Annotated in this window: 25 protein-coding genes; 14 read left to right on the top strand and 11 right to left on the bottom strand. The window is 38.7% G+C overall.

Translation table 11 applies throughout. The annotated features are described in order from the left end of the window. Positions 1-2 precede the first annotated feature (2 nt). The 3 genes from OQH61_RS05460 to OQH61_RS05470 are packed head-to-tail and all read left to right on the top strand — an operon-like array spanning position 3 to position 1,422. Positions 3-527 (top strand): SixA phosphatase family protein, encoded by a 525-nt coding sequence (locus tag OQH61_RS05460; RefSeq protein WP_266026299.1) that lies wholly within the window; start codon positions 3-5, stop codon positions 525-527. 3 nt (positions 528-530) lie between these two features. Further along, on the top strand, positions 531-1,010 hold the full coding sequence (locus tag OQH61_RS05465; protein WP_266026300.1) for a prepilin-type N-terminal cleavage/methylation domain-containing protein: 480 nt from the start codon (positions 531-533) through the stop codon (positions 1,008-1,010). After that, the gene (locus OQH61_RS05470) at positions 997-1,422 is read left to right on the top strand and encodes a prepilin-type cleavage/methylation domain-containing protein (protein WP_266026301.1); all 426 of its coding nucleotides are present in this window, start codon (positions 997-999) and stop codon (positions 1,420-1,422) included. Before OQH61_RS05465 ends, OQH61_RS05470 begins: the two co-directional genes overlap by 14 nt. On the opposite strand, the gene OQH61_RS05475 is transcribed toward OQH61_RS05470, so the two are convergent. Beyond that, positions 1,411-2,262 (bottom strand): TIGR02757 family protein, encoded by an 852-nt coding sequence (locus OQH61_RS05475; RefSeq protein ID WP_266026302.1) that lies wholly within the window; start codon positions 2,260-2,262, stop codon positions 1,411-1,413. The genes OQH61_RS05470 and OQH61_RS05475 overlap by 12 nt on opposite strands. A 69-nt stretch (positions 2,263-2,331) precedes the next feature. On the opposite strand from OQH61_RS05475, the gene OQH61_RS05480 reads away from it, so the two are divergent. The 6 genes from OQH61_RS05480 to OQH61_RS05505 all read left to right on the top strand — a co-directional run bounded on the left by OQH61_RS05480 (position 2,332) and on the right by OQH61_RS05505 (position 7,625). Then, on the top strand, positions 2,332-3,693 hold the full coding sequence (locus OQH61_RS05480; RefSeq protein ID WP_266026303.1) for a TolC family protein: 1,362 nt from the start codon (positions 2,332-2,334) through the stop codon (positions 3,691-3,693). 21 nt (positions 3,694-3,714) lie between these two features. Continuing rightward, positions 3,715-4,689, top strand: a complete 975-nt coding sequence (locus tag OQH61_RS05485; RefSeq protein WP_266026305.1) for an HlyD family secretion protein — start codon at positions 3,715-3,717, stop codon at positions 4,687-4,689. 68 nt (positions 4,690-4,757) lie between these two features. Next, complete coding sequence (rpmB, locus tag OQH61_RS05490) at positions 4,758-4,946, top strand: 50S ribosomal protein L28 (protein WP_266026306.1); 189 nt, start codon at positions 4,758-4,760, stop codon at positions 4,944-4,946. Positions 4,947-4,963: 17 nt separating this feature from the next. Continuing rightward, positions 4,964-6,091 carry a potassium channel family protein gene (locus OQH61_RS05495; protein WP_266026307.1) on the top strand — a complete coding sequence of 376 codons (1,128 nt, stop codon included), beginning with the start codon at positions 4,964-4,966 and terminating at the stop codon, positions 6,089-6,091. Next, positions 6,084-7,298 carry a bifunctional glutamate N-acetyltransferase/amino-acid acetyltransferase ArgJ gene (gene argJ, locus OQH61_RS05500; RefSeq protein WP_266026308.1) on the top strand — a complete coding sequence of 405 codons (1,215 nt, stop codon included), beginning with the start codon at positions 6,084-6,086 and terminating at the stop codon, positions 7,296-7,298. Before OQH61_RS05495 ends, argJ begins: the two co-directional genes overlap by 8 nt. 105 nt (positions 7,299-7,403) lie before the next feature. Further along, positions 7,404-7,625 carry a YdcH family protein gene (locus OQH61_RS05505; RefSeq protein ID WP_266026309.1) on the top strand — a complete coding sequence of 74 codons (222 nt, stop codon included), beginning with the start codon at positions 7,404-7,406 and terminating at the stop codon, positions 7,623-7,625. Positions 7,626-7,672: 47 nt separating this feature from the next. Here the strand turns inward: OQH61_RS05505 and OQH61_RS05510 are convergent, their stop codons facing one another. From OQH61_RS05510 to OQH61_RS05525, 4 genes are read right to left on the bottom strand one after another with little or no spacing between them, the layout of a single operon-like run. Further along, positions 7,673-9,040: an NFACT family protein gene (locus tag OQH61_RS05510; RefSeq protein ID WP_266026310.1), complete on the bottom strand. Its 1,368-nt coding sequence runs from the start codon at positions 9,038-9,040 to the stop codon at positions 7,673-7,675. A 22-nt stretch (positions 9,041-9,062) separates the two neighbouring features. Continuing rightward, a complete protein-coding gene (locus OQH61_RS05515) occupies positions 9,063-10,604 on the bottom strand; it encodes an AAA family ATPase (protein WP_266026311.1) in 1,542 nt (513 codons plus the stop codon). Positions 10,605-10,618: 14 nt separating this feature from the next. Next, positions 10,619-11,521, bottom strand: coding sequence for an NAD(+)/NADH kinase (locus OQH61_RS05520; RefSeq protein WP_266026313.1), 903 nt, complete (start codon positions 11,519-11,521; stop codon positions 10,619-10,621). Between the two features lie 8 nt (positions 11,522-11,529). After that, positions 11,530-12,138, bottom strand: coding sequence for a hypothetical protein (locus OQH61_RS05525; protein ID WP_266026315.1), 609 nt, complete (start codon positions 12,136-12,138; stop codon positions 11,530-11,532). Between the two features lie 256 nt (positions 12,139-12,394). Between OQH61_RS05525 and yedE the strand changes: the two genes are divergently transcribed. The 4 genes from yedE (at position 12,395) to OQH61_RS05545 (ending at position 15,433) form a co-directional block, all read left to right on the top strand. After that, positions 12,395-13,621, top strand: a complete 1,227-nt coding sequence (yedE, locus tag OQH61_RS05530; RefSeq protein WP_266026316.1) for a selenium metabolism membrane protein YedE/FdhT — start codon at positions 12,395-12,397, stop codon at positions 13,619-13,621. Between the two features lie 9 nt (positions 13,622-13,630). Next, the gene (gene yedF, locus OQH61_RS05535) at positions 13,631-13,879 is read left to right on the top strand and encodes a sulfurtransferase-like selenium metabolism protein YedF (protein WP_266026317.1); all 249 of its coding nucleotides are present in this window, start codon (positions 13,631-13,633) and stop codon (positions 13,877-13,879) included. Positions 13,880-13,940: 61 nt separating this feature from the next. Next, positions 13,941-14,651: an endonuclease gene (locus OQH61_RS05540; protein WP_266026320.1), complete on the top strand. Its 711-nt coding sequence runs from the start codon at positions 13,941-13,943 to the stop codon at positions 14,649-14,651. A gap of 170 nt (positions 14,652-14,821) precedes the next feature. Continuing rightward, on the top strand, positions 14,822-15,433 hold the full coding sequence (locus OQH61_RS05545; protein WP_266026321.1) for an outer membrane beta-barrel protein: 612 nt from the start codon (positions 14,822-14,824) through the stop codon (positions 15,431-15,433). A 111-nt stretch (positions 15,434-15,544) separates the two neighbouring features. Here OQH61_RS05545 and OQH61_RS05550 read toward each other — a convergent pair whose 3' ends face one another. From OQH61_RS05550 to rimO, 5 genes are all read right to left on the bottom strand, one after another. After that, on the bottom strand, positions 15,545-16,453 hold the full coding sequence (locus OQH61_RS05550; protein WP_266026323.1) for a J domain-containing protein: 909 nt from the start codon (positions 16,451-16,453) through the stop codon (positions 15,545-15,547). Between the two features lie 95 nt (positions 16,454-16,548). After that, positions 16,549-17,094, bottom strand: a complete 546-nt coding sequence (locus OQH61_RS05555; RefSeq protein WP_266026325.1) for an isochorismatase family protein — start codon at positions 17,092-17,094, stop codon at positions 16,549-16,551. 9 nt (positions 17,095-17,103) lie between these two features. Beyond that, positions 17,104-18,309: an acetate kinase gene (locus OQH61_RS05560; protein WP_266026326.1), complete on the bottom strand. Its 1,206-nt coding sequence runs from the start codon at positions 18,307-18,309 to the stop codon at positions 17,104-17,106. 19 nt (positions 18,310-18,328) lie between these two features. Further along, on the bottom strand, positions 18,329-19,333 hold the full coding sequence (pta, locus tag OQH61_RS05565; RefSeq protein ID WP_266026327.1) for a phosphate acetyltransferase: 1,005 nt from the start codon (positions 19,331-19,333) through the stop codon (positions 18,329-18,331). A gap of 183 nt (positions 19,334-19,516) precedes the next feature. Then, positions 19,517-20,863 carry a 30S ribosomal protein S12 methylthiotransferase RimO gene (gene rimO, locus OQH61_RS05570; protein ID WP_266026328.1) on the bottom strand — a complete coding sequence of 449 codons (1,347 nt, stop codon included), beginning with the start codon at positions 20,861-20,863 and terminating at the stop codon, positions 19,517-19,519. Positions 20,864-21,337: 474 nt separating this feature from the next. Between rimO and OQH61_RS05575 the strand changes: the two genes are divergently transcribed. Continuing rightward, positions 21,338-21,928: an outer membrane protein gene (locus OQH61_RS05575; protein WP_266026329.1), complete on the top strand. Its 591-nt coding sequence runs from the start codon at positions 21,338-21,340 to the stop codon at positions 21,926-21,928. On the opposite strand, the gene fabI is transcribed toward OQH61_RS05575, so the two are convergent. Further along, a complete protein-coding gene (gene fabI / locus OQH61_RS05580; RefSeq protein ID WP_266026330.1) occupies positions 21,925-22,755 on the bottom strand; it encodes an enoyl-ACP reductase FabI in 831 nt (276 codons plus the stop codon). The two genes, OQH61_RS05575 and fabI, sit on opposite strands and share 4 nt — an antisense overlap. Between the last annotated feature and the right edge of the window lie 86 nt (positions 22,756-22,841).

Below are 22,841 nucleotides of genomic sequence, written 5' to 3' on the forward strand. Positions count from 1 at the left end.
TTATGAGAACAATTACTCTTTTGCGCCACGCTGATACAATCAGTAGGGAAGAATACCGATTAAACAATAAAAAGGATAAAAATGATATTTTTCGCCCATTAAGCAAGCTTGGCAAAGCGCAAAGCAAACATATAGCACACTTAGCTATGCAACATTTGCACTTTGATGTTATTTTTTGCTCACCTGCTAAACGCACACAGCAAACACTCAAGCCTTTAAGAAAATATGTGCGTTCGGATTCTATCATTCTTTGTGATGAGATTCTTCCTGATTGCGGACTTAAAGGATATATGAATCTTATAGAAAAAAAATCATTTCAAAAAGCACAAAATCCACTTATTGTAGGGCATCAGCCTGATTTAAAGAGTTTTGCAACTTACCTTTGCCCCTCATTTCGCGCACTTGTTCCTAAGGGTGTTTTGATGAGGTTTATACTTCATTCTGGTAACAATGGGCTTGAAGGACAAGGCATCATTGATTTCATCTTGCCACCTTTTATACTTGAAGATTTTAAAAATAAGGAATAAACGATGAAGAGGCAAGTAAGGATTCAATCTCTACACACAAAACGTGGAGCATTTAGTATGATGGAGCTTATATTTGTTATTATTATACTCGGGATTCTTGCTGCTATTGCTTTACCAAGACTTTCACTTACGCGTTCTGATGCCCAACTTATTGCAGTAGAAAATGATATTATCGGAGCGCTCAATGCGATTCAGCGCGAAGTTTTTAGCCAAAATATTGAGCCTTCCACCCTTGATGGGGTAAAAATGCTTGAACTTGCAGGGCTTAGTCATTCGCGGTGGATAGCACAAAATAATGGTGTGAGACTTGCCAAAAATGGTGTGCTTGATACACAAAATGATTGTGTAACGCTTATGCAAGAAAATGGTAAAATTATCTTTTTTATTCAGCCTAAAGCAGATTCTACTCTTTGCACTAAATTGCTTGAGCGACATAAGGCACGGCGAGAAGTGCCGCTTAGCACCTCAAATGCAATTTTCTAATAGGAGAGCATTCAGCTCATTTGAACTCTTATGTGTCATTATTATCATCGCTATCATTACGAGTATAGGGGTGCGGTATATGGGACATATCACACATAAACAATGTATCTCTCGTCTTAAGTCTCAACTTGCCCATACACAAAATGCTTTGAGCGCATATTATGCAAATGCTTTTATTCGCGCAGATGTGATAGATTATGTCCAAGCACAAAGTATTTTAAGACAGCTGGAGCAAAACAATACTTTGCAATGTGCTTTTAGTGTGCAGGGAAGCAAGATTATTGCCCATATCGGTATGGAGCATCTTGTTTTTGGGCTTGAGCCCCCTACTCTTGAAATAAATCCTAAAATTTTTTGCAAACTTTCTTCGGCTCTTTGCAAAGATTTTAGTGATAGAATCTTAGATAAATAAATCTTCATACATATTTTGTTTGCTTTGTCCTATGCGGTAGAGTGCAAAATCATACGATATTGGGTCATTAGGATTGAGCATACATAGTGTATCAGTGGCTTGTAGCGCACTTTGTAAGTCATAACTTTTGCGCTTTAGAATCTTAAGTTTAAGGCAGATTCTAAAGGTATGAGTATCAAGTGGCAATATTAAATGCGATGGCTGTATATGTTCTTGCCAACAGCCAATATCAATTTCATCTTGGCGCACAAGCCAACGCAAGAGCATATTCCAACGTTTTAATGCACACGCACCTGTGGGAAATGCACCATAAGTGTTCATATAAGCACTATAAGATGTGCCAAATGCAAAATGTAAGCCTTTGCTTACGCTATTTTCGCGCACAAAAGAATAAAGAGAATCAATACAATGATAAATGCCATAAAGAATGCGTGCGTGGTTTTTATTTCCACTCTGATACCAAAGTGTAAAATGCGCAGGAGGATTTTTATACGCTTGAAGGAAATATGTGAGCAAACCACCATTTTCAAGCATACAAGCGATAGCTTCAAAGATATGCCTAATATCTGCACTTGTTTGGAATCTATAATAAGGAAATGCCTCATAGCGTATTTTCGTGCGAGAGCATAAAAGTGAGAAATCAAGTTTTTGAAGCATTTGCACGATTGCTTTTGCATTTCCATAAGAGAGAAGCGCACATATAAGGGCAATCTCTGCAAAATAAGACGTGTGTTGGTAGTTTTTTGCCACAAGCAAAGGATCTGGATTTTGCATACTGAGTTCTTTAGAAGTATTTTTAAGCTTGTATTGGGCATCAAGCATTGCCTTAAGCTTTTTCACGATATTCCTTTATCGTTGGTATTTTTGCGCTAAGATAGATTCTAACGCAATTTGACAAAGAGGCACATAATGAAAAAATGGATATTCTTGTTTGTAGGAGTAGCTTTAAACACCCTACAAGCAGAGTATTTGGCATTAGAGAATGCCTACAAGCAGGTTTTACAAAATAATGATGGACTAAAATCCACTCAAAGTGCAGTTGATAAACAAGAAAAGCTCAAAAGTGCAACCAAAATGCTTTATTTCCCCCAAGTTTCACTTGATGCATTTTATGTGCATTTGCAATCACCAATGAATGCACATCTTTTTGATACCTCTGCACTTAATAATCTTAGCGGGACAGCTCTTGCCCCTTTGCTTCCTCATCTCACACAACCTATCACACTACAAGACCAAAATATTATCTTTAGTGCGCTTAATATTGCCTATCCACTTTTTACGGGCGGTAAGCGTCATTTTGCTAATAAACTTTCTGAAATTGCTTTTGATGATGCACTCCTTGCCCTTAAGCTCAAGGAATTAAGCCTCTTTGAAGATTGTGCAAAGCTTTATTATGGCGTGGTATTAGCTCATCAGATTCACAATACGCTTCAAGATGCAAATGAAGGGCATCTCGCACATTATAAAAATGCGCAAAAACTCCAAGAAAAAGGGCAAATTGCGCGTTTAGAAACGCTCCAAGCCCAAGTCAATTATGATAAATCTAGCATTGAAGTGCAAAAAGCAAATGATACTCTTCATATCGCCATTATGGCGTTTAATGCGATGTTAAATAGAGAATCTAATGTACCTCTTGAATTGAGCTCAAGTATTGATATTAAACAAGATGCGATGTTGCAAAATGTGGATTATTTTGTAAATAAAACACTTGAAGTCTATCCTGCTTTGCACATAATGGATAATCAGGTCAAATCTACGCACGAGCTTTCGCATATTGAATTTTCTTCATTTTTGCCTGAAATAGGAGCTTTTGGTAGTTATATGTTTAATGATAATAGCTCTTTGCTTGATAAAGCTATGCCAAATTGGTATGTAGGTATAGGTGCGCGGTGGTCTCTTCTTTCGCCAAGTGGGAGAATCCAAAAATATCAAGCAAGCAAAATAGCTTCTATTCAAGCGCAGTTTGCTACTTCACAAGCTAAGAAAGATTTAAAAACGCTCTGTGAAAAGACTTATAATGAAGTTATTTCGTATAAATCGCAATATTTTAGCCTTGATTCCTCTGTGGAGTTAGCCAAAGAGAATCTCAAGCTGCGTGAGAGGGCATTTTTACAGGGTATGAGTACAAGCACAGAAGTAAGTGATGCGCAAAATGCTCTTTCACTCGTGCTTATTGAACGCCAAAGTGTGGCATATAGCTATGCAATTTCACTTGCGCGGCTTTTTGCCCTAAGTGGAGAAGTGGAGAGATTCTATGGATTTTTTAATTAAGCAAAGAATGGGAGAGAGGATATGAAAATAAATATCAAGCTTGTAGCTTTAATTGTTATAGCTTTAGCATTTTTGTTGTGGCTTGCAGTCAGCTTTACTCGTGCTTATGAGCCAAAGGAAAATAGAATCTATGCCCAAGTGCAAGCGCGTGAATATGCTATTAGCTCTAAGGTTGCGGGACGTGTGGAGAATATTTTTGTTAAAAAGGGCGATATGCTTAAAAAGGGCGATTTGGTGTATAGTATTGATTCTCCAGAGTTACAAGCTAAGCTTGAACAGGCAAAAGCAGGGTATCAAGCAGCAAAGGCTTTAAGCACAGAAACAAAGCAAGGAGCGAGAGTAGAGACCATTCAGTCAGCAAAAGATGTTTGGCAAGGCGCTAAAACAATGGCAAATCTTGCTAAAAGCACTTATGAGCGTATAGAATCTCTTTATAAAGATGGTGTGGTAAGCCAACAAAGGCGTGATGAAGCGTATGCAAACTACACTACTGCAAAACATAATGAAAATGTAACCTATCAGCAATATAAAATTGCCCTTGATGGCGCAAGTGTTGAGACAAAAATAGCAGCACAAGCTAAAGAAGATGCAGCGGCAGGACAAGTCAATGAAGTTGAAAGCTATGCCAAAGATACTCAAGCTATTGCGCCAACAAATGGAGAGGTAAGTAATGTTTTGCTTCACGAAGGTGAGCTTGCACCGAGTGGATTCCCTGTGGCATTAATGATTGATATGAATGATGCGTGGATTGTTTTTCATCTGCCTGAATATCGTTTAAAAGATTTTGTTAAGGGCACAACTTTTCAAGCATTTATTCCCGCTTTGGATAAAAGAGCAGAATTTAGGGTAGAGTTTGTCTCTGTTATGGGAGATTTTGCCACTTGGAGAGCTACAAGCGCATCTAAAGGTTATGATGTAAAAACTTTTGAAGTTGAAGCATACCCTACTCTACCTATTGATGGCTTACGCGTAGGTATGAGTGTGCTTATTGATTAGTTTAAGGTAGATTTGGGATAATTTTGCTAAAATGTTTAGTTCATTTCATTTTATAAAAAAGGTTTGTTATGGCAAGAAAATGTTTTTTCACAGGTAAGGGTCCTATGGTTGGAAACAATGTAAGTCACGCAAATAATAAAACAAAAAAGCGTTCTTTGCCTAATCTTCGCAATGTTCGGCTTAAACTTGAAGATGGAACAAGCGTAAGAGTAAAAGTTGCCGCTTCCACATTGCGAACAATAAAAAAATATTCTTAAGCTAAGCTTTACCCATCTTGTTTGCAAGATTTAAGAAATTTCTTCACTGGGGCAATACCCCAAAACCAGACATTTCTTTAGCTGGTGAGCTCTATGAGCAGCTCAAGCCCTTTAGACTTCCGCTCATTCTTGTTCAATTTTTTCTTCTTTTTGGCACATTAGGGTATTTGGCATTAGAAGATTATGATTTAATGCAGGCATTTTTTCAGACTTCTTATACTTTTACTAATACAGGTTTTGGTTCATTAAGGGAGAAAGAATTTAGCACCATTACTATTTTTTTTACTGCGCTTTTAATGGTATGTGGAGCGGGAGTTGTAACCTTTAGTGTAGCATTTATTATGAGTGTAGTGAATAATGGCACTCTTATTAGATTGATTAAGGAGCAAAAAATGGTATATAAAATTGCACGTTTGCAAAATCATTATGTGATTTGCTATCACAATGAATTTACTACTGAACTTGCCCAGCAGTTTTTAGAATCTCATATTCCTTTTGTCGTGGTGGATAATTCCCCTGATTTTGAAGCCCAAGCCCAAAAGTACAAGTATCCTTATTATATCATTGATGACCCACATACGCATATAGCTATGCTCAAATCACATCTCTCAAGCGCAAAAGGGATTGTAAGTTTTTCTAAGAATCCCGCGGATAATATCACTATGGTGGTGAGTGCGCGTATCTTTGAGGAAGAGCTAAGAAGAAAGCCTTATTATATTATTGCTACTGCAAATTCACAAGAAGAGAGCAAAAAGCTTAAAAAAATTGGCTGTGATGCTGTTATTTCTGCCTCTAAGCTTATGGCGCAAAGAATCTCCGCAATGGCAGTGCGTCCGGATATGGAAAATCTCCTTGAGCGGTTTTTATATCAACGCGATACGCCTCTTGATTTGGAGGAAATCATCGTGCCACGTTATTCGTGGCTTGTGTTAAGAAAACTCAAAGAGGCACATTTCCGCGATGTTACAAATGTCTCTGTCGTGGGGCTAACGCAAAAAGATGGCGTTTATATCACTATGCCAAATGGCAATACGATTGTTTCAAGTGAGTGCAAACTCCTTGTGATTGGGACGAGCGAGAATATTCGCGCTACTAAGCGTTTGATTATGAAAAAGCAAAAACCAAGAGAGGTTGATTATGTTTGAGATTATCCCTATTAAAGGGGGTGTGAATGCACCAGAAGGATTCTATGCTGATGGCGTAAGTGCAGGATTAAAACCTCCACTTGAAAATGGCACTCCTGCACTTGATGTGGCATTTTTGTATAGTGAAGATGCGCTTAAGCCTTTTACACTTTTTACGAGCAATCGTTTTCAAGCAGCACCCATAATACACTTTAAACGTTTTGTTCAAGGCAAAGAGAGTAATTTTGTGCTTATTAACACCAAAAATGCCAACGCAATGACAGGAGAAGCAGGAGTGCAAGATGTGTGTGATATTTTATCATCACTGAGACAAAAATTCCCCTTTATACAAAACCCTATAATGTCAAGCACAGGTGTTATCGGGCAATATTTGCCTAAGGAGAAAATCATCGCTTCTTTTTCCTCCTTTGATATGAATGCCAAAAGTGAAAATGCCCACACTCGTGCTGCCGATGCGATACGCACGACAGATGCTTTTAGCAAAGAAATTGCATTAAAAGTGCAGCTCAATGGTGGCAAAAGCTTTTGTATCGGAGCTATGGCAAAGGGAGCAGGTATGATACAGCCTGCCCTTGCGACTATGCTTTGTTTTATTACAACTGATGCAGCTTTGCCTGAAGCTGATGGGGATAGAATCTTGCGCGAGTGCGCAAAAACAAGTTTTGATGCTATTAGTGTAGATGGTGATATGAGCACAAATGATTCTGTCTTTTTGTTTGCCAATGGGCGCAGTGGGGTTTATGATGAGATGGCTTTCAAAGAAGCATTAAAAATGATTATGCACAAACTTGCTACCGATATGGTCAGAGATGGTGAGGGCTCTACCAAGCTTGTAGCCTTTGAAGTGTGCGGTGCAAGAGATGAAGCACAAGCTATGCGTGCCGCAAAAGCTCTTACAAATTCGCTTTTAGTAAAAACTGCAATTTTTGGACAAGACCCAAATTGGGGTAGAATCGCCTCAACAATTGGCGCAAGTGGCGTAGAATGCAATGAGAAAAGCTTAAAAATTGCTTTTGATTCTGTGGTAGTATTTGATAAGGGGCAAATATGTTTTGATGAGCAGAGCGAAGCAAAAGCGGCAGCAGTAATGAAGCAAGAAAGCTTTAGAATCACTTGTGATTTGGGTATAGGCGATGGGCATTTTGTCGCTTATGGTTGTGATTTGGGCTATCGCTATGTAGAGATTAATGCTGATTATAGAAGCTAGATTCTGTGTTTGTAGATAAAGTGAAGTGATTTTAGGGTAAAAAAACGCGTTATTATTGAAAATATCCTATAATAAAGCATTGAATTTGCCTTAAAGGAGTAAGAGATGTTTCACGAATATAGAGATGAGGTTACTGCATTAAAGACACATAATACGCACTTTGCAAAGATTTTTGATGAGCATAATGAGCTTGATGATAGAATCAAAAAGATTGAAGATGGCGAGGAATTAATGAGTGATATGGAGCTTGAAGTGCTCAAAAAACAAAAACTTCGTCTTAAAGATGAAGCCTATGCAATGATTTTGGAATATCGCAAATCCCATTAGTTTTGTCGTTGCTGTTTCCTTTATTGAACACACACTATTTATAAACTCTATGGATATTTATAATGTATGCTTTGGGCTTTGGCATAGGTTACCTGCGCATTTTGGGATAGCTTGACAAATCGCCGCTTGGTATAATCCACTATAAAATTTCCTCCTCCTTTACGCACAGCATATAGCCCTACGAGAATCTCTACACTTTTGTCAATGACTGCATTTGGTGGCATTTTTTTGCCACAATGTATAATCAAATGCGCACTTGGCATATCTTTGATATGAAACCACAAATCATCAGCCTTTGCCGATTCTAAAAGTCGTTGATTTTCTTTAGCATTGCGTCCTATACTTATTTTGAAGCCCTCAATAAAAAAGCTCTCTATATCTTTTGTGGGCAGAATCTTATCTTTGGCTTTAGGTTTTTTCTCTTGCGTGGCAAATATTGCGCTTAGTTCATCGCATTGCTTTATAAGTGCGATTTTATCGGAGAGAAAATCAATTTTATCTTGGAGATTCTCTATTTGTTTATGGAGATGTTGGGCTTTTTTATGATATTTTTTGCTTTGGGTGAAATACCAATTTCCAGCTTCTTGCAAATCTCTCGCGCAAGGGGGGAGTTCTAGTTCTATATTTGCCCCCTCAAAATCTTGTAAAGTTAAATGTGATGAAGTGATTTTGTGTGTTGGCAAAAGGTGCAATGAGCCAAAAAGCACCTTCCCATAATGCGCATATTGCTTTGCAGAAGTTAAAAGTTCCTCATATTTTGGCAGAGAATCAAGCATTTGCAAGAGATTCTCTCTCTTGGCATAAAGAGATTTAAGCACAGCTTGTTTTTTGGCATTATGAAATTGGGTATATCTCTCCATATAGGAGCGATGAAGTAATGCAAGTGTTTGTTCAAGCGAGGGTATTGTTTGTGGGGGCATTTTTGTGTTTGGTTGAGGCAAGGGCTCAAGCACTTTTCCTACCGCGACTACGCGCCACGATTTACTCGATGGAATATGTCGCAATGCTTCAAGCACGACAAAATTTTCATCGCATATCATAACATTTGTATGTTTGCCTGTAAATTCACATATAAGCCAAAAATATTGGAGTTTGTAATGTCCCTTTTGGCTTATAAAAATCTGCAAGATTCTATTTTCTCCATCTACACGCACTTGTTCTATTTTCGCACGAGTAGAGCATTGGGCGAGTTTATTATCAAATGGAGCATTAAACTCACGCGCACCTAGTATCTCTGTTTCACTCATAAAGGCATTACTTTGTGAGCGTGTCATATCAAAATAGATTCTCTGTTTATTGCCTTGTTTATCTTGGCAGACAAATGCAAAGAGATTGATTTCTTTGCGTTTAAAGCATACGATATGTTCCATATTTTGTAGATATGCACTTATGCCTTTTAATAGCGCGAGATTCAATGCTTTACCCTTAAAGAGATTGCTAAGATTTTAAATGCGCTCTTGCAAACTCAAGTGCCTCAGCAGTGATGTTTGCTCCGCTAATAATGCGCGCTATTTCTTGCACTCTGCCCTCTTCATCAAGTTTGGTAATGCTGCTTTTTTCCCCTTGTTTTTGCACAAGATAGTGATTATCTGCCAAAGAGGGCATATGAGTTTGATGAGAAATAGCAAAGATTTGATAGCTTTGAGAAAGCGTTTTGAGAATCTTCGCTACACCTTCGCTCTCCTCTCCACTAAGATTCGCATCAATCTCATCAAGCACCAAAATCCCGCTACGAGGCTCAAGCTGCGTATCAATGCACATTATTGCAAGTCGCAAACGATTGTATTCTCCAGAGGAGAGCACATCTACGCTACTATTGCCAAGTTTTATTTCACATAGGCTCTCCCCATTTTCATTCATTTGCGCATTTTCTATTTTTATACTGCTTTGATTGAGTTTAAGCTCCGCACATAATCCTTGAAGTAAAGCATTAAATTGTGGTGCAAAGTGCTCGCGGTTTGTATGAAGTGTTTGTGCATTTTTTTTGCATTCTAGGGAAAGTTCCTCTACACGCTTTTGTAAATGTTGCTTATCAAAGCTTAGATTCTCATATTCTTGGAGTTTTTGCTTTTGCTCCTCAAGGTATATGAGCGCTTCTTTGATACCACCAAATCGGCGATTAAGCTCGGCAAGTGCGGTAATTTTATCTAAAATCTCTTCAGGATTAAGTTCTGCTAAATCCTCCAAACGCTCCTCTTGCTCTTGCACAATCGCTTCAAACTCACTTAATCCCTCAATGAGAGTAGGACAGCTTTTATCCACAAGTCCTAAAAATTCTTCAAAACTGCGCGAGAGTTCAAGTACCTGACGCACCTTATATATTTGTTCTTTAATTTTTTCTTGCTTGGAGAGCATTTTTTTGAGCGCGATAAGCTCCTCATATTCACCCTCTTTTGGATTTAAAGATTCTATTTTGGCAATTTCAAATGCTGCAAACTCTTTTAAATTCGCAAGATTTGCTTCTTGCTCTTGCATATCACTTAATTTTTTACGCGCTTGGCATAATGCTTGATAGTCTGATTTAAATTGAGAGAGAATCTCCTTGTGAGTTGGATTTTCACGCGTGATAAACAAATCAAGAATCTTAAGAATATTTGCAGGTTTAAGCTCATCTGCACCTTTGGTGCTAATGTGCTTTGCAAAGCCCGATACTATTTCATAGAGTTTTTTTTTGGAGCTTGAGGCGTGGTTGAGGAAATAACGCGTTTTATCTTTTTTGAGAATGCTTAACACAATTTCATTTTCATTATCGTTTGGAATCCCATATTCTAGCCAATCAAATGTGGGCAAATCAATCTCAATATTTGCCTCAATAAGGTCTGCATTACTCTCTTTAATCCCAAAAATCGCAAGCAGAGATTCCATAAATACTGATTTACCACTGCCACTTGCTCCACTAAAAACATTAAAGCCTTTTTGCACATATAGCTCTAAATCATTGAAAGCGGGGGAATTATGGATTAAGATTCTCTTAACCATCTTTGCTCCTTATTTTAATGCTCCTCGCCCCATTTGAATTTTTCTTTTAAAACGCTGAAATAATCTCGCGTAGGTGGATACATCAGCATTGCACTTTGGGGCAGAGCTTGGATTTGCACTCTATCAGAAGGCATAATATCAATCATTTCTTGCCCATCAATGATAAGTTTTGCTCTCTCCTTGGCGTAAAATTCTAGCATAAATTCATCACTTAAGACTAATGGACGCTGTGTGAGCGAATGCGGCGCAATGGGGGTGAGCAAAATATTGCGACAATAAGGATAAATAACCGAACCACCTGCGCTAATATTATACGCAGTAGAGCCAGCAGGTGTGCCAATAATAAGCCCATCACATCTATAAGTATTAAAATATGTTCTATCAATACTTGCATCAATATGCACCATACCGCTTAATTCGTGCTTGGAGATAAGAAATTCATTAATAGCAATAAGCGTTTGGGCGGAAGTGTGTTTTTCGCTCTCTGTATTATTGGTTTGTGTGTTATTCAAGGTAGAATATATGCGCGCTTGAAGCACGAGATGTTTTTGCAGAGTATAGTTTCCACTTTTAAGATAAGAGGTAAAGGTATGCAGATTTTGGGGCATAAGTGCAGTAAGAAAGCCTAATCTCCCTGTATTTATCCCCATACAAGGCAGCTGGTATTCAAACGCGCGGCGAAGCATAGAAATAAGTGTGCCATCGCCACCAAGGCTAAAAAGCGCATCACATTGTGTGGCAAGCTGATGAAAATCTCTCCCTAAAAGCTCAATCATACCCCCGCTAATGCTCTCTAGTATTACTTCAATGTCGGCATTATTCAGCTCTTCTTTTATTTGTAAAAAAGTTGTTTTGAGCTCCGGACTTGAAGGGCGTAAGATAACGCCAACTTTTGTAATAGGGGCATTAGATTCCATATTTGAGCTTACTCCACATAATATGCGCGAACGATGAATCCTCGCTGATTTGCCCTCTGCTGACTTAACCCCTCAAAAGCTGCGACATTTGGCATTCTTTTACTCACTATATAGATTGCCTCTCTTGCGCGAAAACTTGCTAATCCCTCTTGTTTTAGCTCCGGGCTTAATCCTGCGTAAGGGAGATTATCTACCACACCAGAAATCTCAAAAGCTACAATTTTATTATCTGCCCTTGCCATTGCTACAATGCCGCTTGTGAGTTCCTCAACGCAGTTTTTTGGCATACCCCAACGTCCTATTTTCATATTGACACAATGTGCCACGATTTTATCTTTTGGCTTGATAGAATAGCGAAGTTTTATAGGCGCGCTATTTTGTTCTTTTTTTAATGCTTTGTTTTGAGCTTTTAAGCGTTCTATTTGCGTATCTTTAGAATCAAGTGTAGATTTTTCTATTTTTTCTTGTGTCAAAAGATTAGATTCTATTTTTTCACTTATATCCTCAAGTGAAATATCAGAATCGCTCGCTATATAATAATACACCCCGCCAAGAGCCACTAAAAGCAACAGGATTAATATAAGAAAAATTTTTGTTTTTGATGAATTCCTTTCCATTACTCTACACTCCTTGTATATGTCAAAGCCTAAAGCTTATAACGCCTTTGGCACTCATCATTCTAGTCCATTCTTAAGCAAGAAATATTCCACCATAAAGTTAAGATTCTATATGAAAGGGATTTTTAAGTCCCTTTCATATAGAATCTTAACTTTTCTTACACATAGGCTTTCGTGCAAAGCATTACATTAGGGCGCAGATTACTTCTTTTGTTTCTTTTGCAATCTAATTTACTTCATTGTTTTGGGGAATGCTATGTTTGGTGATTTCAAACAAAGATTCTTAGTCAAATTTTGGTCGCCTATGCCTGCGATTATCGCACTTGGCGTAATGGCAGCTTATTATTTTGGTTTGACCGGGACTTATTGGGCTGTTACAGGGGAATTTACTCGTTGGGGCGGACATATTATGAATCTGCTAGGAGTAGATATAAGCACTTGGGGGTATTTCAAAATCATAGGTTTAGCTGGGACGCCGCTAGATAGGGTAGATGGTGTGATGATTATCGGAATGTTCGCAGGGGCGTTTGCGGCAGCAGCAATGGCAAATAATGTCAAATTTCGTCTGCCTCACAGCAATATCAGAATCGCCCAAGCTCTCATCGGTGGTATTATCGCAGGATTTGGTGCGCGAATTGGTATGGGGTGTAATTTGGCAAGTTTCTTTACAGGGATTCCACAATTTAGCTTACACGCGTGGTTTTTTACGATTATGACGCTTGTAGGCGTGTGGCTAGGGACGAAGGTTGTCTTGCTCCCGCTTTTTCGCTCCCATACGAAATTAGAGAGAGTGAGTGCGCAAAAAGACATTGGCAGCTCTCAAGACAACGAAAGTCGCGCGAAACTCCTTTTTGCTCTTGGTGTTTTGGTATTAGTTGGAGTGGGCGTTTGGGTAGCTTATCTAATGGTATATGGCGTTATCCCGGAGGGTAAAAAGATTCCAATTTTAGCCATTGCGGTTGTCTTTGGTGTGGGATTTGGCTTTACTCTCTCGCGTGCGCAGATTTGCTTTACCTCTGCTTTTAGGGATTTGTTTATCACAGGGCGTGGATATATGGCACAAGCGGTAATTGTGGGAATGATGGTTTCCACCATTGGCGTTTTTAGTTATATTTGTCTTGGATTGCCGCCTAAAATTATGTGGGCTGCGCCAAATGCAGTCATTGGCGGATTGCTCTTTGGCTTTGGAATCGTCATTGCTGGGGGTTGTGAGTGTGGTTGGATGTATCGCGCAGTTGAGGGGCAGGTGCATTATTGGATTGTCGGCATTGGCAATGTCATTGGCTCTACGCTTTTAGCTGCGACTTGGGATTACTATGCCGAGCCACTTGCGACAAGCTTCCCAAAAATCAATCTTTTAGAATCTTTTGGTAATTATGGCGGTTTGGTCGTGAGCTATGTGCTGCTTTTTGCGCTTCTTGCTTTTGTGTTGTGGATTGAGCGGCGATATTTTGCGAAAAATAAACGATTTGAACGCGCATAAGGAGGGAAAATGCAAGAGAATTTAAAAGAGATTATTCCAAATTTTAGGCTAGATTTGCAAGGTGAGCCTTGCCCTTATCCTGCAGTGCGCACACTTGAGGTGTTGCCCGAGCTGAAAAAAGGGGATATTTTAGAGGTGCTAAGCGATTGCCCACAGAGCATTAATAATATTCCCATTGATGCGAAAAATCACGGCTATGAAGTGCTAGCCGTGGAGCAGTTAGGAGCTACGATTCGCTATCTTATTAAAAAGCCTTAAATATCCTTAAGCAAGGTGAGCTTATAATACCAACCTTTAAACTTGCAGGGGGAGCGTGGCAATGAGCAAAACTTTACATTTTCTTGTCTTTTTCATCTTTGGGGCTTTGATATGGGGCTGTTCTACTCCTAGCCCAACTTTTGTAGAATCTGCACCTGCCCCAAAGACTTTCGCTCAAAGCAAAGCCGCTTTAAAAAAGGCTTATAAACAACAGCATTTCACGCAAGAATTTTATTGTCGTGTGGCATTTGATACGCACACATTGCAACTTATCCTTTCTAACAAATACACGCCGCGCAATGCTTTGACAAAAAGTGGAGCGCCAAACAAACGCGCACAGCGCATTGAGTTTGAGCATATTATGCCTGCTCATCGTTTTGGCAAAGATTTGTCGTGTTGGCGACAGGGCGGACGCAAAGCTTGTGCAAAAGATGAGAGATTCGCCCAAATGGAATCTGATAGGCGCAATCTCGTCCCTGCCATTGGCGAGATTAACGCTGATAGGAGTAATTATGAATATGCAGACGCCCCCAAAGATTTGAGTTTCTCACAATATGGCGCGTGCGCAGTCTATACAGACTTCAAGGCGAAAAGATTCTATCCTGCGGCTTACTCTAAGGGATTTATCGCACGCGTGTATTTGTATATGAGCCAGACATATAACATCGCACTTGAACCTCACGAAAAGGCATTAATGCAACGTTGGGATAAGCTCTATCCACCAAGTGAATATGAAATGCAGCTTCTGCGCACTCAACAAACACAAGAATAAACTTTCACATTTGAAAATCTCAAAACATAATATCCTCACAATATTGCTACATTTTCACACATAAAAGATTTTTTATACCCAAAAACTTTTGCTTTTAAGCAAAATCGGGGGGGGGGGGGCGTAGAATTGGAACTGCGTTTAACGCAAAATATCAATAAAAGGTGGTTTCAATGAAAACAATCAAAAAATGTGTGCTAAGCTCTGCTGTTGCTTTAGCTCTTGCAAGTTCTGCTCTTGTAGCTGAAGAAGATGGCGTGTTTGTAGGTGTAGGTGTGGGCTATGGTGGCTCTCAACTTAAAACTGGTAGCGAAAAAACAAATTTAAGTGGCATAAGCTATGAAATCATTGCTGGGTATAAGCAATTTTTTAGCCCTAGCTTTGGATTGCGCTATTATGCAAACTTCGCATATGCAGATGCAAGCAAAAAAGCTAAAGCTGGCGAGGAGAAAATCAAAGGCAATGTAATGGATTATGGTGTAAATGTTGATGCACTTTATAATTTTGTAACAGGTAGCACAGATGTTGGTGCATTCTTAGGGCTTGGACTTGGTGCAAATACTTGGGGTGGCAAAACTTTCAAAGATGGTAAGTTGGACAAGACAGGGCTTAATCTTGCGCTTAATGTTGGTTTAAGAAGTGTGATTGCACAAAATCACGGCGTAGAAATCGCTGCTCGTGTGCCTTTTATCGCTACGACATTACAAAAAGCGGCTACTGACGAACCAAAAATAACAGGTTCACATACTTATAATGTCGGTGTGCGCTATGTCTTTAACTTCTAAAAGGTAGCTTTTCAACTGCTAAACACTTAGGTGTGTGTGCATTTCTGTGGCGCACCTAAGCTTATACGATTCTCAAATATGCTAAAATAAAGCACATTTTTAGCATATACACTATGAGGCTTTCGTATAGCTTTTAATCCTCTCATACGCTTCTTGAATCTGCCTAAATCTATCATTATAGCTTTCTACAATGTGTTCATCTTGCCCAAATACATTATCAGGGTGATATTCTTTGGCGAGTTTGAGATAGTTTTTTTTCACAAATTCAAAATCATCTTGATAATGGCATTCTAGTGTCATATAGCAGCTGCGCAATATGCGCTCTTCTTCAGTGAGAAATGAATTTTCATATTTTCCCAAACCGCCACGATTTTTAAAGCTATCATAATCAAAATCTAAAATAATATTATGGATAACCTTAAAACTAATGAGATTAATGATACTCTCCCAAAAATAAGGCTTTGTGCTATCTAAATAAATCTCATCTCTATCGCAGCCTACATAATAATCCTCAAAAATATGCGCAATATATCGCCGCGCTACACTATTGGCTTGGTCCATTTTGAGCATTACGCGCCGCGTGTTTAAGATACGCAGTGCGATTTTCACGCGCTGGATAAGCGAATGCTTTTTTACAATCTTAATGCGGATAGGCAGGTAAGTAAAATCAAGCAAATATTTTAAATCTTGCAATGGCTCTTCAACAGGCTTTTGCATAGAATCTATCGCCTCTAGTGCTGGTTTTTGGGCTCTCTCTCCCAAATAGGGCAAATCACCTTGCAAAGAATCTATAAAATGATGAAGTTTTTGATGTTTTTCATCTTGTCCAAAAGCGTGATATGCCCAATTCACAAGATAATCTTTCTTAAATCTCTCACCATCATCAAGGATAAGAATCGTGCTTGAGAGACGATAACTTTTGGAGAAATATTTTTCGGCATAGGCAAGGGCTTTGTGAAGAAAATCGCTCTCTTCCTCAACGGTGATTTGAATATAATTTTGCAAAAGTGTTACATTCATCGCCTTTGTCTATCCTTTGATAATTACTTCTTTGCTTAAAATAAGCAAAGAAAATTCCTTACATACAAATCGGATTATAAGGAGACTTATTTAAATTATTTAACCAATGCACTTATTGCCTTAAAAGAGGTGTGCATAGAATCGCCCAAGATTCTAAAAAGAATAGATTCGGTTGGAAGCACACTTATGCCTTGTGTGCGGAAAAATTCAAGTGCGAGAGAGTGATTGTTCTCATTGCGTGAGCTACAAGCATCTGCGGCAAGTATGCACTCATAGCCCAAATCCCGCGCAGCAATGAGGCTTTGTAAGACACAAATATGACTTTCTATACCAAAAAATACAAGATTCTTGCATTTGCTTTGGGTAATATAATCTTTGATTTTCTTATCGCCAAAGATACCAAAACTTGTTTTTTCTAAGATGTGTGCATTTGGCGACAATGTAATAGCATTGTGCGTTTTGCCTAGTCCTTTGGGATATTGCTCTGTGATGAGCAAAGGTATTTTTAGAATCTGCGTAGATTCTAAAAGAATATTGGTATTTTTTATCACCTCATCTTTATGTGCCATAAGCCCCAAAAGTCGTTCCTGCACATCAACGCAGATAAAGAGAGTTTTCTGTGCTTTGATAAGAGGTTGCATTTTATCTCTTTAATCTTTCAGTTGCGAAACGATAGTTTTTGTATCTCGTGCGATAACAAGCTCCTCGTTTGTGGGAATCACACACACTTTTACCTTAGAATTTGCAGTAGAGATGATTGCCTCTTGTCCGCAGATGTTATTTGCTTCTTCATCAAGCTCCACGCCTAAAAATTCTAAATGTTTTACAATCATACCGCGGATAAATTTTGCATTCTCACCCACACCTGCACAGAAGCTCACTGCATCTACACCATTCATCGCTGCACAATACGCCCCTACATATTTCATCACGCGATAGGCAAAAGCAAGACGAGCGAGTTTTGCGCGTTCATTACCGCCCAAATCTGCATCAAGTAAGTCTCTAAAATCACTTGATACGCCTGAAATACCTAATACACCTGATTTTTTATTCAAAATATTAAGGATACTTTGAATATCCAAATCCTCGCGTTTTGAGATGTATTCTAAGATTGCAGGGTCTAAATCGCCACAACGAGTCCCCATAATCAAGCCTTCTAATGGTGTAAGCCCCATACTTGTATCTACACATTTACCATTTTTAATTGCTGAAATTGATGAGCCATTGCCCAAATGGCACACGATAATTTTGCAATTATGATAATCAAGTCCTAAAAACTCTGCGGTGCGTTGAGAAACATATTTATGACTTGTCCCGTGGAATCCATATCGGCGCACTTTATGCTTTTCATACCATTCATAAGGCACACCATAAGTATAAGCTTGTGGTGGCATACTCTGATGAAATGCTGTGTCAAATACTACTACCATAGGTGTATTTGGCATTTTTATTTTACACGCTTCAATACCCATTAAATGTGCAGGATTGTGTAAGGGCGCAAGGTCAGAGCATTCTTTAATGCGTTCAATCACATAGTCATTGACAAGCACAGATTCTTTAAAAAACTCGCCTCCATGAACGACACGATGCCCGATAGCACGAATATCATTTAACGAATCAATCACGCCATTTTGCTTATCTGTCAGAGATTCAAGCACCATTTCAACAGCTTTTGTGTGATTGGGTATAGATTCTTTTTTCTCGCTCTTTTTACCCTCTTTGTTTTTATATTGCAGCACTGAACCATCAATACCGATTCTATCGCATATACCGCTTGCTAAAACCTTTTCTGTGTCTGTATCTATAAGCTGAAATTTTAAAGATGAACTCCCACAATTAATAACTAAAACATTCATTTTTTCTCCTTTTATAAATTTATTTTGCTTGAAGTGCAGTAAGAGCTACCACGCCCACTATATCATCAGCACTGCATCCACGAGAGAGGTCATTAATAGGCGCACTCATACCCTGTGTGATAGGTCCATAGGCTTGCGCTTTGGCAAATCTTTGCACAAGTTTATATCCGATATTTCCCGCGTCTAAATCAGGGAACACAAGCACATTTGCTTTTCCTGCGACATTTGAGCCTTTTGCTTTTGAAGCACCCACACTAGGGACTATTGCTGCGTCTAATTGTAGCTCTCCATCAACTTTAAGATTTTTATCTAAACTTTTAGCAATCTTTGTTGCCTCAATGACTTTATCAACATCGGGGTGTTTGGCACTGCCATAGGTTGAATGGCTAAGCATAGCCACCATAGGCTCTTCGTGCATAATAGCTGCAAAGCTTTTTGCACTTGAAATAGCGATATGTGCAAGCTCTTCTGCGGTTGGATTCTGGCACAATCCGCAGTCAGCAAATACAAATGTGCCATTTAGCCCATAATCACAATCAGGCACAACCATCACAAAAAAGCTTGATACAAGCTTAGAATCTGGGGCAGTGCCAACAATTTGCAGTGCTGCACGTAATACATCAGAGGTTGCGTGAATTGCTCCTGCAACCATACCATCAGCTTTTCCTGCTTTTACAAGAGCTGCGCCAAAATAGAGATTATCACTCACTAGGATTTCACGCGCTTGAGCTTTGTCCATACCTTTGTGAGCACGCAGTTTGACAAGTAATTCAATTAATTCATCAAGCAATGCAGTATCCGAAGAATGAAGAAAAGTTGCTTTTTTCAGCACTTGAATATCTCCTTGAATACCTTGAGCTTGAGAGAGAATCTGCTCTTGCTCGCCAATTAAAATAAGCTCTGCAAAGCCCTCATTTAAGATTTTTACCGCTGCTTCTATCGTTCGCATATCTGATACTTCAGGAAGAACAATCGTTTTTTTATTCTTTCCCGCCTGTGTTTTAATGGTATCAATAAAACTCATAGCATACTCCTCCAAAATTTATAAAATAAGTTCTAAGATTCAATCATAAACTAAGTGTGTTTAAATGATACATATTTAAACAGAAGTTTAAAGCTTAATGTATATTTTTGATACATTTTAGGCAAGATTTTTTTATCTTTTTTATTTTTTGTGCTTTATTTTCGTATTTTTTATTTGTGAATTCTATAAGGGTGAAATCACTTTGCCAAAAAGCAGATTATCTTTACATTGAGTGATTTTCGCACGATAATATCCCTCTTGAAGCGAAATCATTTCATTATTGTTATCCACAATCTCGCTATCATTGATAAGAATCTCCCCATCAATATCCTTACCCCAAAGCTTTAATCGTGCCTTATAAAAATATGCACTCATTTCACTTTTGCCCTCAAGTATGATTTGCGCCTCTTGTCCTACAAGTGCGAGATTATGCGCTTTGTATTGGGATTTGATAATGCGATTTAAGGCATTTATGCGTTTGTTTGTTGTTTTGGTATCGGGACGATTGGGTAGAGTGAATGCAGCTGTGCCTTCTTGGGGTGAGTAGGCAAAAAGGTTAATTCTATCAAAGTCAAAGGATTGTATAAATTCGCATAACTCCGCAAACTCTGCCTCACCCTCATTTGGGTGTCCAATCACAAAGCTTGTGCGCACAAAACTATGTGGAATCTCGCGCATAGCTTTCAGAAGCTCTATATGCTTGGCTTTATTCGCCCCGCGCCGCATAATTTTGAGCATAGAATCTGAAATATGTTGGATAGGCATATCAAAGTAGGGGAGGAAACTCTTTGAAGTAGCAATGGATTCTATAAGCTCTAGGGAAGTGCTGCTAGGATAGAGATAGAAAATCCTCGCACTTATGGGGAGATTAAGCTTATCAATTTCGTCTATGAGCTGCCTAAGCCCATCTTTTTGCCCCAAATCACGCATATATGAGCTAGAATCTTGTGCAATGAAGCTAAAGTCTCTAAAGCCTTGATTGTAGAGATTTTCTAACTCTTTGAGGGTAGAGTTTAGAGTGCGCGAGTGGAGTTTGCCTTTAAATTGTGGAATCGCACAAAAGCTACATTGCTGATTGCAGCCCTCGCTTAGTTTGATATAAGCGTGAAAAGATGAACCAATAATCACGCGTTCATTGCGCTCATCGGCTAAAAAGACTTGCTTTGATTGCAATGAGCGAAGCTGCGCAATCATCTCTGCGATTTTATCATAATCACCCACACCTGTGATAATATCAATCTCTGGAATCTCCTCTTTAAGCTCTTTGGCATAACGTTCTGCAAGGCAGCCACTTACTACAAGCAATGCACCTTTTTTGCGGTTTGCAGAGGCTTCAAGGATTGTTTGGATACTCTCTTGCTTGGCAGATTCTATAAAGCCACAAGTATTGATAATGATAATATCCGCAAGTTTAAGTTCGGGTGTGAGATGATAACTTTTTAATTGCCCGAGCATCACTTCAGAATCTACAAGATTTTTTGTGCAACCAAGCGAGATTAAATGGAGGTTTTGTTGTGAATGAGAGTGCATTTGGTTAAATCCTTTAAGACAAAAGAGTATTTTAGGCAAACTTGGCTTAAAAAAGTGTATTTTTAGCATTTATTTACTAAATATTAACTGCATTATATAAGATATAAATTGCCAAACTTAATCAATATAATATTAGAATGAATTAATATTTATAACTGAATGTTTGAGCTTATTATATATTATGAAAGGAGGCAATTATGGTATGGGCATTTGTTGCTGGTATTTTGACAGGCTTAAATTTCTAATTTCTTAATTGAATTGAATATGTGGAGGGCGAGAAGTGGTCTTGCCCTCTTTATTAAGCAAGTAGTTTATAGATTTAAATTATTGGTAAAGGAGAATTAATGTGGCTATGGTTATTAGATTGGTTTCCTATATTAAGGTTTTAATCAAAAAGTGCGATTTTTACATTAAGCTGTGGTTTGCAAAACTAATGAGCTTATAAAAATTTAGATTTATTTATAAGGAGAAATTATGAAAAAAGTTCTTGTTTTTATAACATTCTTTCTTGCACTTACCTCTTTTGCAGAGGAGAAAAAATATCGTTTTATCGCAGGCGGGGGCTTAGGCTCTCAAGTGAGTTGGTTTAAAGATGCCGATGTTAATGTCAAATGGAGCAATATGGGTGAAACCCTGTATGCCTATAAAGGTGGTTTGAGCGGACGCGCAGCAGCAGGCATACAAATCAATGCAGACCCAAAGCATTTTATGCGTATCCTCGCTGAAGCTACACACTCAAATATCTTTGATAGTAGCTCAAAGCCCTCATATCAGAGCTATGGCATAACGCTAGAGGAAGGGTATAGATTTACTCCGAGATTCTATACATTTGGCGGACCGGGCATTGCTTACGCACGACTAAAATATAATGATGAACTCACACAAGGTGTGGCTATTAATGTCAATGCGGGTTTTGGTTTTGTGCTTAATGATAATGTCAGTCTTGAGATAATGGGACGAGGCAGCTTCCCTATCGGCGATAAGTTTAAATCACTCGGGGCAAATAATAATGAATCTTTGCCTATGCGACTTGATTACCTCGCGAATATTATGATTTCTTTTTAGGAATTTAAAATATCCCAACGCGGCGTAATTTTGCCATCGACTTGCTCGGTGGCACACATACCCATAATATTATATCCACCATCAACATAATGCACTTCCCCTGTAACGCCACTTGAAAGCGGACTAAGTAGATACATCGCTGCATTGCCTACTTGTGCAATACTCACATTTTCGCGCAATGGTGCGTTTGCTTCATTCCATTTGAGCATAATATTAAAATCACTAATGCCACTTGCTGCTAAAGTTTTAATCGGTCCTGCAGAAATTGCATTCACGCGAATACCCTGCTTACCTAAATCGTAGGCGAGATAGCGCACACTAGATTCTAAAGCTGCCTTTGCCACGCCCATAACATTATAATTCGTTACATATTTAACACTGCCAAGATAAGTAAGGGTGAGAATCGCAGCATTTTTATTAAGCAGCGGGAGCATTGCACGAGAGAGTTCAATGAGTGAATATACAGAGATTTCCATAGCAGTGTTAAAAGCTTGTTTGCTTGTTTGGATAAAATCTCCCTCTAGCGCGTCTTTGGGCGCAAAAGCCACAGAATGCACGATAAAATCAAGCTTCCCCATATCTCTTTGAATAGCGTGGAATAGCTGCTCAAAATGCTCCTCTTTACTCACATCAAGTTCATAAACATAGTTTTTTGCTCCCATTTCTTCAGCAATAGGGCGCACTCGTTTTTCTAAAGCCTCATTTAAAAATGTAAAAGCCAAATCTGCTCCTTGCTCCTTACACGCTTTGGCAATGCCATACGCAATAGAGCGATTGTTTGCTACGCCTACAATAAGTCCTTTTTTGTCCGCTAAGATTCCAGACATATTTGCTCCTTACTAAAATTTAGCGCGTATTATACACTAGCTTGATTTAATAAAATTTTCTTAGTGTTACATTTCAAAATTTATTT

This window comes from Helicobacter sp. MIT 21-1697 (assembly GCF_026241255.1).
Classification (GTDB): domain Bacteria; phylum Campylobacterota; class Campylobacteria; order Campylobacterales; family Helicobacteraceae; genus Helicobacter_C.